The organism is Achromobacter xylosoxidans (assembly GCF_002192695.1).
Classification (GTDB): Bacteria; Pseudomonadota; Gammaproteobacteria; order Burkholderiales; family Burkholderiaceae_B; genus Achromobacter; species Achromobacter xylosoxidans_C.
Genome location: NZ_MTLG01000110.1, coordinates 19912 through 31562 on the forward strand (window position 1 = coordinate 19912; position 11651 = coordinate 31562).

Annotated in this window: 9 protein-coding genes; 2 read left to right on the top strand and 7 right to left on the bottom strand. The window is 67.6% G+C overall.

All coding sequences use genetic code 11. The features are described from left to right. Positions 1-10: 10 nt before the first annotated feature. From phbB to BRO63_RS25970, 6 genes are read right to left on the bottom strand one after another with little or no spacing between them, the layout of a single operon-like run. The gene (phbB, locus tag BRO63_RS25945) at positions 11-757 is read right to left on the bottom strand and encodes an acetoacetyl-CoA reductase (protein WP_088142551.1); all 747 of its coding nucleotides are present in this window, start codon (positions 755-757) and stop codon (positions 11-13) included. Next, the gene (locus tag BRO63_RS25950; RefSeq protein ID WP_088142790.1) at positions 747-1214 is read right to left on the bottom strand and encodes a hypothetical protein; all 468 of its coding nucleotides are present in this window, start codon (positions 1212-1214) and stop codon (positions 747-749) included. The genes phbB and BRO63_RS25950 overlap by 11 nt, the downstream gene beginning before the upstream one ends. Before the next feature lie 47 nt (positions 1215-1261). Then, positions 1262-2386 (bottom strand): ABC transporter permease, encoded by a 1125-nt coding sequence (locus BRO63_RS25955; protein WP_088142552.1) that lies wholly within the window; start codon positions 2384-2386, stop codon positions 1262-1264. Between the two features lies 1 nt (position 2387). Then, a complete protein-coding gene (rbbA, locus tag BRO63_RS25960; RefSeq protein WP_088142553.1) occupies positions 2388-5132 on the bottom strand; it encodes a ribosome-associated ATPase/putative transporter RbbA in 2745 nt (914 codons plus the stop codon). Continuing rightward, positions 5132-6199 (bottom strand): HlyD family secretion protein, encoded by a 1068-nt coding sequence (locus tag BRO63_RS25965; protein WP_088142554.1) that lies wholly within the window; start codon positions 6197-6199, stop codon positions 5132-5134. Before BRO63_RS25965 ends, rbbA begins: the two co-directional genes overlap by 1 nt. Before the next feature lie 21 nt (positions 6200-6220). Then, positions 6221-7705 (bottom strand): efflux transporter outer membrane subunit, encoded by a 1485-nt coding sequence (locus BRO63_RS25970; protein ID WP_088142555.1) that lies wholly within the window; start codon positions 7703-7705, stop codon positions 6221-6223. 199 nt (positions 7706-7904) lie between these two features. On the opposite strand from BRO63_RS25970, the gene BRO63_RS25975 reads away from it, so the two are divergent. Further along, the gene (locus BRO63_RS25975) at positions 7905-8522 is read left to right on the top strand and encodes a TetR/AcrR family transcriptional regulator (RefSeq protein ID WP_088142556.1); all 618 of its coding nucleotides are present in this window, start codon (positions 7905-7907) and stop codon (positions 8520-8522) included. 96 nt (positions 8523-8618) lie between these two features. Then, positions 8619-10205 carry an EAL domain-containing protein gene (locus BRO63_RS25980; RefSeq protein WP_088142557.1) on the top strand — a complete coding sequence of 529 codons (1587 nt, stop codon included), beginning with the start codon at positions 8619-8621 and terminating at the stop codon, positions 10203-10205. A 3-nt stretch (positions 10206-10208) separates the two neighbouring features. On the opposite strand, the gene kch is transcribed toward BRO63_RS25980, so the two are convergent. Next, the gene (gene kch / locus BRO63_RS25985; protein WP_088142558.1) at positions 10209-11420 is read right to left on the bottom strand and encodes a voltage-gated potassium channel protein; all 1212 of its coding nucleotides are present in this window, start codon (positions 11418-11420) and stop codon (positions 10209-10211) included. Positions 11421-11651: the final 231 nt, after the last annotated feature.

An 11651-nucleotide genomic window follows, 5' to 3' on the forward strand; every position in this document is an offset into this window, starting at 1 on the left:
CGCTGCCGCATCAATACATGTGCTGGCCGCCGTTCATGGCAACATTGCTGCCTGTCATGAATCCGGCGGCATCGCTGCAGATGAAGGCGACCAGCGCGCCGATCTCTTCGGGGCGGCCGAGCCGGCCCAGCGGGATCTGCGGCAGGATCTTCTCCTTCAATACCTCGTCGGGCACGGCCTCCACCATGCGCGTCGCCAGGTAGCCGGGCGACACGGTGTTCACCGTTACGCCTTTCCTGGCCAGCTCCAGCGCCAGGGATTTGGTGAAGCCGTGGATGCCGGCCTTGGAGGCCGCGTAGTTGGTCTGGCCGAACGCGCCCTTGCTGCCGTTGACGGACGAGATGTTGACGATGCGGCCCCAACCCCGGTCAGCCATGGCGCCGCACAGCGGCTGCGTCATGTTGAACATGGAATCCAGGTTGCCGCGCAACACGTCCGTCCAGTTCTCGTAGCTCATCTTGCGCAGGCTGGCGTCGCGGGTGAGGCCTGCGTTGTTGATCAGGATGTCGATCTGATGGCCGTCTTCCTCCAGGCGCCGCGCCAGCGCCTGGCATGAGTCGTAGTCGGCCACGTCCACCTTGTACATGGCATGGCGGCGGCCCTGGGCTGCCTCCGAGTCGATCCAGGCCCGCGCGGCGTCTTCGTTGGAGTGATAAGTGATGATGACCTGGTGGCCGGCATCGTGCAGGGCCCGCGCGATGGCCTGTCCGAGGCAGCCGGCCCCGCCGGTGACCAGCGCCTTGCGTTCAGCCGTCATGGTGGGCTCCCGGGTTGTTCGCGTCGCGCATGGCCGAGCACGCCGACGCCATCTGGCTCGACAGGGTCTTCCAGATCTGCGCCATGGGCGTGTCTTCGATGCCCATGGCGCCGCCCGTGGCCTGCTTCAGCCAGCCACGCATGGCATCGCTCATGCCGGCGGCGAGGGTGGCCTGCTCTTCGAGCAGCGCGTGGGTGATGGCCTGGCTGGCTTCAAGCTGGCTTTGCCATTGCTTGCGCGTCATTTCGCCCAGCGCGGGCGCGATCTCTTGCCAGTTGCCGGACTGTTGCAGGGGCGCCAGCGTGGCCTGGTACTGTTCGGCGCTGCCGCCGGCCAGGCGGCGGCCCAGTTCGATCCAGCGCTGCTGGCTTTCCTGCGCAAGCTGCGCCATGCGCTGGCAATAGGCGGCATTGGCGCCGGCGAGGCCCAGAGGCGTGGAGGCAGTGGTTTTCTTCATCATCCGTCCTTTTAAGAGAGTGGTAAGGGGTAACGAACACACAGGCCTCAAGCCATCTGGCTGAGGGTCTTGCGAAAGCGCGCCAGCGAAAACGCGAACAGCACCGAGCCGATCAGCGCCAGCGCCAGGAAGGGTTGCCACACGACGCTCAAGCCTGCGCCGCGGTAGAGAATGGCCTGGCCGAGTTCCACGAAATGGGTGGTGGGGGCGGCCAGCATGATGTCCTGCACGAACTGCGGCATGCTTTCGCGCGGCGTGGTGCCGCCCGACAGCATTTGCAGGGGCAGCAGCACTAGTACCAGCAACATGCCGAACTGCGGCATGCTGCGCGCAAGCGTGGCCATGAATATGCCCATAGAGGTCGTCGCGAACAGGTGCAGCGCCGCTCCGACCAGGAACAGCGCCACCGATCCTTCGATCGGTACTTGCAGCAAGCCGCGTACCACGAAAGTCAACGATAGCCCAGCAGACGCCAACACCACCAGCCCCATCGACCAGACCTTGGCAACCATGATTTCGGTCGGCGTCACCGGCATGACCAGCAGGTGCTCGATGGTGCCGTGCTCGCGTTCGCGGATCAGCGCGGCGCCGGTCAGGATGATGGACAGCATGGTGACGTTGTTGATGATCTCCATCAGCGCGCCGAACCAGGCCTGGGTCAAATTGGGGTTGAAGCGCATGCGCACCGCCAGCTCCACCGGCAGTTCGGTGGGCGCGCGGTAGCGCTTGACGAACTCGTTGATCTCGTCGTTGATGATCTGCTGGATGTAGCTGCTGCCCGTGAACGCCTGGCTCATGCGGGTCGCGTCCACGTTGAGCTGGATTTCGGCGGGCCGGCCGGCCAGCACGTCGCGCTGGAAATTGGGCGGGATGTTGACCGAAAAGGTGTAGCGCCCCGCGTCCATGCCGGCATCGGCCTCGGCCGAAGTCGTCACTTCCGGCGGCGTGAAATGAGGCGGATAGAAGGCTGAGGTGATGCGCGCGGACAGGGGTGAAACGTCCTCGTCCACCACCGCGATGGGGGCATTGTGCAGCGTTTCGGGCACGGCCGTGGCGGCGGTGTAGATCATCAGCGTGAAGGACACGAGGATCAGGATCAGCATCATCGGATCGCGCGCCAGGCTCCACAGCTCCTTCACGCCCAGGCGGTAGATATTGGCCAGGTGCCGCATCTCAGGTCTCCTGTTTCTTCAGCAGCAGCGCCGAGGCGCCCAGGATGACGGGAATGGCGATCAGCAGCGGCCAGAACGAGCCTTGCAGGTTGGAGAAGTCCAGGGCCTTGCTGAACACGCCGCGGCTGATGGTCAGCATATGCGTGGCGGGGTAGACCTGCCCGATCAGGCGGCCGGCGCCTTCCAGCGACGACACCGGGTTGAGCAGGCCGGCGAACTGCACCGCGGGCACCAGCGTGCCTATCATGGTGAAGAACAGCGCCGCGATCTGGCTGCGCGTGAAGGTGGAGGCCAGGAGGCCGATGGCGGTCGCCACCACGTTGTAGATCAGCGCGGCCACCAGCAGCGTGAGGAAGCTGCCGGTGATGGGTACGCCGAACAGCGTCACGGCCAGCAGCGTCATCAGCAGGAAATTCAGCATGGCCAGCGCCACATAGGGGGCCTGCTTGCCCAGCAGGAATTCCAGCCGCGTCACGGGCGTGACGTACAGGTTGATGATGGAGCCCAGCTCCTTTTCGCGCACGACGGCCAGCGCCGTCAGCATCGCCGGCATCATCAGGAGCAGCAGCGGAATCACGGCGGGCACCATGGCGGGCAGGCTGCGCACGTCCGGGTTGTAGCGAAAGCGCGTTTCCACGCTGACCGGCAGGGTCGCGTCCGCGCCCAGGCGCTCGCGCGCCTGCTGCATCAGCCAGCCCTGGTGCATGCCCAGGACGTAGCCGCGGATGGTTTCGGCGCGCTGCGGCATGGCGCCGTCGATCCAGACGCCGATCTGCGCGCCGTTGCCGCGCTCCGCGTCGCGCGCGAAACCTTGCGGGATCTCGATGGCCAGCGACAGTTCGCCGCTGCGCATGCGCGCATCCATTTCCTCGTAGCTGGAGATGGGAGGGTGCTCGATGAAGTAGCGCGAGCCGGCCAGGTTCAGGCTGTAGTTGTGGCTCAGGCCGGTCTGGTCGCGGTCCATGACCGCATAGCGCAGGTCTTCCACGTCCATGCTGATGCCAAAGCCCATCACGAACATCAGCAGCAGCGACCCGGCCAGGGCCAGCGTGGCGCGCACCGGGTCGCGGCGCAGTTCCAGCGATTCGCGCCACATGTAGCTCAGCATGCGCTGCAGGCTGAAGCCGCGATGCTCAGGCGCCTCGGCGGGAGCGGCCGCCAAGGCCGGAGCGGCTTGCCCGGCGGCGTCTTCCGCCTTGGTGCCGGCGCCCGCGTCGATCAGGTAGGCGATGAATGCTTCTTCCAGCGTCTTGGCGCCGCGCATCCGCGTGATCTCGTCAGGCGATGCGCTGACCAGCACCTTGCCCGCATGCATCAGCGACATGCGGTCGCAGCGCTGCGCCTCGTTCATGAAGTGGGTGGAAATGAAGATGGTGACCTGGTCGTGGCGGGCCAGCGCGATCAGCAGCCGCCAGAAATTGTCGCGCGCCACGGGGTCCACGCCCGAGGTCGGCTCGTCCAGGATCAGCAGCTCGGGCTTGTGCACCATGGCCACCGCCAGCGACAGCCGCTGGCGCACGCCCATGGGCAGGTTCTCGGGCAGGGTGTCCAGCACCTCGCCCAGGTCGAAGCGCTGCACCATCTCGTCCACGCGCGCCGGAATCTCGGATTCCGGCACATGGAAGAGACGCGCATGCAGCACCAGGTTCTGCTTCACGGTCAGCTCGCCATACAGCGAAAACGCCTGCGACATGTAGCCCACGCGGCGGCGCGTATCGATGTTGCGGGGATCGACCTCGGCGCCGAACAGCCAGGCCTGCCCCTCGCTGGCGGGCAGCAGACCCGTCAGCATTTTCATCGTGGTGGACTTGCCGCAGCCGTTGGATCCCAGGAAGCCGAAGATCTCGCCCTTGCGGATGCGGAAATTGACATGGTCCACCGCGACGAAATCGCCGAAGCGCATGGTCAGGTCGCGCGCCTCGATGGCGATCTCGGCGTCCTCGTCGATCGCCAGCGGAACGATCTCCACCGGTTTGTGGCCGCGGCGCTTTTCTTCCGGCAGCAGGGCGATGAAGGCGGCCTCCAGCGAATCCGCGCCGGTGCGCCGTTCCAGTTCGGCGGGCGTGCCGGTGGCCAGCACCCGGCCCTCGTCCATGGCGATCAGCCAGTCGAAGCGCTGCGCCTCGTCCATGTAGGCCGTGGCCACGATCACGCTCATGCCGCTGCGTTCGCGGCGGATCTCGTTGATCAGGTCCCAGAACTGCGCGCGCGCCAGCGGATCCACGCCGGTGGTGGGTTCGTCCAGGATCAGCAGGTCGGGGTCGTGGATCAGGGCGCAGCACAGCCCCAGCTTCTGCTTCATGCCGCCGGACAGCTTGCCGGCCGGGCGCGACAGGAAGGCCGACATGCCGGTGCTGCGCGTCAGGCTGTCGATGCGGCGGCGGCGCTCGGCTTCGTCATGGCCGAACAGGCGGCCGAAGAACTGCAGGTTCTCCTCGACCGACAGGGTGGGGTAGAGGTTCTTGCCCAGGCCCTGTGGCATGTAGGCGATGCGCGGGCAGACGTCGTCGCGGTGGCGGCGGTCGGCCATGTCGCCGTCCAGCACGTCCACCTTGCCTTCCTGGACCGCGCGCGAGCCGGCGATCAGGGCCAGCAGGCTGGACTTGCCCACGCCGTCCGGGCCGATCAGCCCGACCATGCGGCCGGCGGGAATGTCCAGGGTGATGCGGTCCAGCGCCACCGTCTTGCCGTAGCGCAGGCTGACGCCGGACAGCGTCACGACGGGCGCGGCGTCCGGGGCGGCCATCAGGGCACCTTGACTTCAAGATTGGCGGGCCATTGCGCGTCGGCATCGAGCTTCAGCCAGGCCACACCGGGCAGGCCGGTCTTGACCTGCTTGAGGTGCCGCTGCAGCAGCTCCGGGCTGATCTGGGCCTTGACGCGGAACATCAGTTTCTGCCGTTCGCTGGCGGTCTCCACTGTCTTGGGCGTGAACTGCGCGGTGCTGGCCACGAAGGACACCTTGGCAGGGATCACGTACTGCGGCGCGGCGTCGAGGATGATGCGCACGTCCTGGCCCAGCGCCACGCGGCCGGCCGCCTGCTCGGGCAGGAAGAACGTCATGTAGACGTCGGACAGGTCCACCATGTTCAGCACCTTGCCGCCCGCGCCCAGCACTTCGCCGGGCTGCGCCACGCGGTATTGCACGCGGCCGTCGCGCGGGGCGCGCAGCTCGCTGTCGGCGATGTCGGCCTCGATGCGGGCAATGGTGGCCAGTGCGGCGGTGACGGCGGATTGCGCGCCGATCTCGGCGGCGCGCGCGGCATCGATGGCGGCCTGCGCGGCCTTCACCTGTGCGCGCGCGGCGTGCACCGAGGCCTGCGCGCTGCGCACGCGGGCGCGGTCATCGTCCAGTTCCTGGATGGACGAGGCGCCTTCCTTGGACAGCGTCTCGGAGCGGGCCAGGCGGCGGCGCGCGGCGTCCAGCTCGCTTTCACGCTGCACCACCACGGCCTCGGCGGCCAGCTTGTCGCTCTCGCGCTGCGCGACCTGCGCGCTGGCGCTGGCGGCGCCGTTGACGGCCTGCTGGTGCTGGGCGCGGGCTTCCTCGCGCTGCGCCTGCAAGGTGTCGATCTGCATGCGCGCCAGCGGCTGGCCGGCGGCAACGAAGTCGCCTTCGACCGCCAGCACCTCCTGCACCCGGCCAGCCAGCTTGGCGGCCACGTCGATTTCGGTGGCTTCGATGCGGCCGTTGCCGCTGACGAATCCCTCGCCCGGGCCGGTATCGGACAGTAGCCGCCAGCCGTAGTAGCCGCCGGCGGCGACCGCCAGGGCGATCAGGACAGGGACCAGTTTTCGGGTGGGCAGGCGCATCGGGGATCCTTGGTTCTTGGTTTATCGGGGGCTGGCGTCTTGCGCGGGGGCAGAGGCGGTTTGCGCTGTGGCGGGCGCTTGCGTGCCGCCGCCCAGCGCCGCGTACAGCCGGACGCGGCTGGACAGCAGCGCGCGGCGCGTCTGCGCGAGCTTCTGCTGCGCAGCCAGCAGATCGCGCTGCGCGTCCAGCACTTCCAGGTAGGGCGAGGCGCCATGGTCATAGCGCAGTTGCGCGAGACGGGCGCGCTCGCTCTGGGCTGCCACGGTGGCGCGCAGCACGTCCACCTGCGCGGCCAGCCAGTAGCGCGCGGACAGCGCGTCGGATACGTCCTTGAAGGCGGTCTGTATGGTTTGTTCGTAGGCAGCCACGGCCTGGTCGCGGCGCGCTTCGGTCAGGTCCAGGTTGGCCGAGCGGCGGCCGGCGTCGAAGATCGGCAGGCTGATGCTGGGCGCGAAGTTCCAGGCGCGGCTGCCGCCGGAAAAAAGGCCGTCCAGTTCGTTGCTGGCCGTGCCGAACGCGCCGGTCAGGGTAATGGTCGGCAGGAACGCGGCGCGGGCCGCGCCGATATTGGCGTTGGCGGCCTGGAGCTGATGCTCGGCGGCGACGATGTCGGGGCGGTTGACCAGAAGGTCCGAGGGCAGCCCCGCCGGCAGCTCGCGCATGACGGCGTTGTCGTCCAGGCGCGTGGGCAGCTTGGGCAGGTTCAGCGGCGCACCCACCAGCAGTTCCAGCGCGTTGGCCTGGGCGGCGCGGGTCTGTTCCAGGTCCGCGCCCAGCGCCTTGGCCTGCTGCCACAGCGTTTCGACCTGGGTCAGGTCCAGCTTGGAGATCGCGCCTTCCTCGAAGCGGCGGCGGAAGATGCGCAGGGATTCTTCGCGCGAGGCGATGGTCTCGCGCGTCAGCTGCAGGCGTTCATCGAGTTCGCGCAGGGACAGGTAGCTGTCCGCCACTTCGGCGATCAGGCTCAGCGTGGCGGCGCGCGCGGCTGCATCGGAGGCCAGGTAGTTCTGCAGCGCGGCGTCTTTCAGGCTGCGTACGCGGCCCCAGAAGTCCAGTTCCCAGCTGGCCATGCCCAGGCCCACCTGATACTGGCTGGAGACCAGCGGCTGCCCCGTGAGGTTCAGGTCGCCCGGCACGCGGGAGCGGGAGCCGTCCGCCTGTACGCCCAGAGTGGGGAACTGGTCGGCGCGCTGGATGCCGTACAGCGCGCGCGCTTCCTCCACGCGCAGCAGGGCGCGGCGCAGGTCGCGGTTGTTGGCCAGGGCAGTGGAAATCAGCGTCTGCAACGCCGGGTCGGGAAAGTAGGTCCGCCAGCCGATTTCGGCCGCGGCGGCGGCGCTGGCCGCTGCCGCGCCGGGCGCAGGGGCCGTATAGGCGGCAGGGACGGGCAGGGCGGGGCGCTGATAGTCGGGCGCCATGGACACGCAGCCAGCCGCCAGCAGCGTCAGCAGGGCTGCGGGAACGAAGCGCGTGGCGATCATGGCCGGAAACGGGCGGCGTGTCATGCGGGGTTTCTCCAGCGCGGGGGCCGGGCGCGTCCCGAGGCAAGGCGGGCTTGTGGCGCCGCCTGCGGGGCGGACCCGATACCGGGTTCATGCTTGTAGGTATTGTGCAGTGCGGCGGCTGCGCATTCCTTGATCAGAATCAAAGTAGCGACTGACTGGTCGGTTTTTAATGGACCGCACATGCACAGGGAGCAGAGGGATGGTCATGCAGCGCCGTCGTCTTCCTCCGGCGGTGCGGGTCGGGCAGATTCTCGATGCCGCGCTCCAGGAGTTCTCGCAGGCGGGCTATGCCGGCGCCAGGATGGATGACATCGCGCTGCGGGCAGGCTTGTCCAAGGGCGGGCTCTACGCGCATTTCGACAGCAAGGAGGCGGTCTTCGAGGCCCTGCTGGCGCGCCACCTCAGTCCGTCGCGGCTCGACATCGAGGCCGTGGTGGACGGCGCCGAGTCACCGCGCCATCTGGCCGAACGCATCGTCAATCATCTCTACGTCAGCCTGAGCAATCCGGCGATGATCAGCACCATGCGGCTGCTGCTGGCTGAAAGCGGCCGCGTGCCGCATCTGGCCGCGCGCTGGCGCCAGGAGACCGCGCAGGCGCATCAGATCGATATCGCGCGGCTGCTGGAGCGCGCCCGGACCCGCGGCCTGTGCGCCGATTGCGTGGCGCTCAGGCATCCCTGGCTGCTGCTGTCGCCCATCGTTCATACCCTGGTCATGTCCGCGCTGATGGGGCCGGGCGAGCGCATCGATCTGCCCGAGCGGCGCCAGGCGCATGTGGCGCTGATCTGCGAACTGTTGCGCCAGGCCCCCGCATGATGGACGGGCGCGGAGTTTCTTGACGCTGTGCCCGCCTTGGTGTCCTATCCAGAGTGGTCGCGCGGCGGCCATGCACGACCTACGCGGCGAGGTGACATGGCGACATCGGGAGTGACCGGCGACACACCACCCTGGCGTTATCTGCCAGTGGCTTTGGCATTGATGCTTCCCATCGTGGCCTGCGTGGGCTGGACCTGGCTGCAGGCGCACGAAGCGCAGCGGCTTGAAGGCGAGACGGCGGCGCGCGTGGTGCGCGCCCAGGCAGAGAGCATCCTTGCGCAGTCTGAGGAAATGCTGGGGCGGGTGACGGAGCTTGCGGGCAAGCCTTGCGCCGAGGTACTGCCGGTGCTGCAGCGCTGGGGCACCTTGAATCCCTATTTCCGTTCCCTGGTCCTGGTCCGGGACAAGCGCGTGTACTGTTCGTCGGCTGTGGGCGAGGTGGACGCATCGCTCGACGATTTCAGCAAATGGAAGGTCGACGTGTCGGCGCCACAATGGCAGACGTCCGTGGCCGGCACGCCGCTGGCGCCTGACCGTCCGGCCATTCTGTTGGGCAAGTCCGGCGCGGACGCTGGCAGCAGCGGCATCGTGGTAGTGGATGGCCGCTATGCGCAGGACCTGGTGAACGCGGTCGCCACCATGGACGATCTGCAGCTGGAACTGGCCGTCGGCAGGCATGGCGCGCCCATCCGCAGCGATTCATGGGGCGGCGCGGCGGCGCGCGCGGTGCAGCTGCGCGAGGAAGACGCGCGCGAGGACAGCGTCGCCGGCCTGAGGGTCAGCGTGCTGGCGCCGCCTGAAACGCTGGTGCGCGCATGGTCGCGTTCAATGGCGACGTACCTGCCGGTAGCGCTGTTGCTCGGACTGGGGCTGGCGCTGGGCACGCATCGCCTGCAGGCCAGCAGGCGATCGTTCAAGGAGCAACTGCGCCGCGCCATGCGGGCCGGCGAGTTCCAGGTGCATTACCAGCCCGTATATGGCCAGGCCACGGGCCGCTGCGAGGGCGTGGAGGCGCTGATGCGCTGGGAGCGGCCAGGCATCGGACCGGTGCGCCCGGACCTCTTCATCGCCGAGGCCGAGGCGCAGGGTGCGATCATTGCGCTGACCCAGCACCTGCTCATGCTGATCGAGCGCGACATGCGGACCTGGCCCACGCCGCCGGATTTCCACATCGGCGTGAACATCGCGGCCGAGCACCTGTCCAGCGCGGAACTGCTTCCCGACGTGCAGTCCTTCGCGGCCAAGGTCGCGGCGCGGCATCCGCTGGTGGTGCTGGAGATCACCGAGCGCAGCCTGATCGCCGACGACGGCCAGGCCCGGCGCAACATCGACGCCCTGCGTGCGCAGGGCGTGCGCGTCGCCATCGACGACTTCGGCACTGGCCACTGTTCGCTGTCGTATCTGCAGAAGTTTCCGGTGGACTACCTGAAAGTCGACCAGGGCTTCGTGCAGGCCATTGGACCCGCGGGCGAAGAGGCGCCGGTGCTGGACGCCATCATCACGCTGGCGCATCGCCTGGGGCTGTCGGTGGTGGCGGAGGGCGTGGAAACGCCGCATCAGTTCGATTACCTGAAGGCGCGCGGCGTGGCGTTCATTCAAGGCTATCTGTTCGCGCGGCCGATGCCGTCGGCCGAGTTCGTGCGCTGGTATGCCGGGCATGAACAGCCCGGCGGCGCGGCGTAGCGCTCAGGCGGCTTTGCCGTTGGGGGCGGCCTTGGCGAAGAACAGATCGGTGATGCTCTGGCTGTCCATGGGTTCGCCATTGATGGCGCGGGCCAGCAGCTCCGCGCCCAGCAGTTGCACGGAGAACACCAGATCAGGATTCACCCGGCGGATCTTCTCCAGGTGCTTGCTGGTGTTGACGAGCGCGACTGTCTTGGCGCCGTTCTCGCCGCAAGCTTCCTTCGCGGCCAGCACGATAAAGGCGTTCTCGGCGTCGTCGTCGCGCAGCGCCAGCACGTAGCGGGCGCGCGAGACACCCGCGCTGTGCAGCACGTCGACGCTGGAAGGATCGCCTTCGATGAGGTCCGTGGCGGCAGGGTATTCCTGCGGCACGCCGGGAGGCACGATGACCGTGACTTCGTCGCCGCGGCGGCGCAGGCCGTCGTAGACGCTCATGGCCAGGGGCGTTGCGCCCGCGATGATGATGTGGTTTTTGCGCATGGCGGTGGAGAACCTGCCTTTGACCAGCCGTTTCAGATTGCCGCCGATCACCGGCCCGGCGATCGCGCTGATGGAGGTGGCGAAGATGGTGATGCCCAGGATGATAATCGACGCGGTGAACAGCCGCGCGGTCCCGCTGTGCGGCGTGATGTCGCCATAGCCCACCGTGGACATGGACACGATGGAGAAATAGAGCGCGGTGGTGGCGTCCGTGATGGGCGGGTTGAATTCGTTGCCCAGGTAGAGCGTGCCGAAGACCGCGTAGATCAGCAGCGACAGCATGCTGACCAGGGCAAACAGCGAACCGGCCGTGACGCTGGCGCGGTCGAAGCGGCGCCAATAGGCGATCAGCGCGATGACGAGGACCAGCGTGTAGATCCCCAGGCCGGCGCGGCCGCTGTCTCCCATGATGGCGAAGGTGCCGACGCCGATCAGCAGCACCAGCGAAAACGCCCAGGCGATGCGGGCCTTGAGGATCAGCCCCAGTGCAATGACCTGCAGCCCCACGCCCAGCACCAGGCGCGGTATTTCCAGCAGGCCCACCACGCGCATGACCTCATGCCAGTTGTCGATGGCGAGCCAGAATCCGTATTCGCGCGCCCGCACCTCGCGCAGCACCGGATGCATGAAGGCATAGCCGTCCAGCGCCACCAGGATGGCCAGGCACCAGTTGGGCGGAAACAGTGCAAGCAGCTTGCGCAGGCGGTGCTTGAGGGGAACGGGCAGTGTGGGCATGGGTTTGGCGGGAACGGATCCCAAGTCCTTTGCCGGCATTGTAGGGGGCATGCCGCCCTATATCAGATATGTATGGAAGGCTATCAACAAAGAATTACTGGAAAGCGGTCCGAGGTCCTAAACTTCGTGCATCAAGCGGCTATCCATGGGGAACGCCGCTGATAAGGGCGGGACGCCTGCTGTTTCTGCAAGCGGACGATTCGCCTGGCGTTGATCACGTTGCAGCTTGTG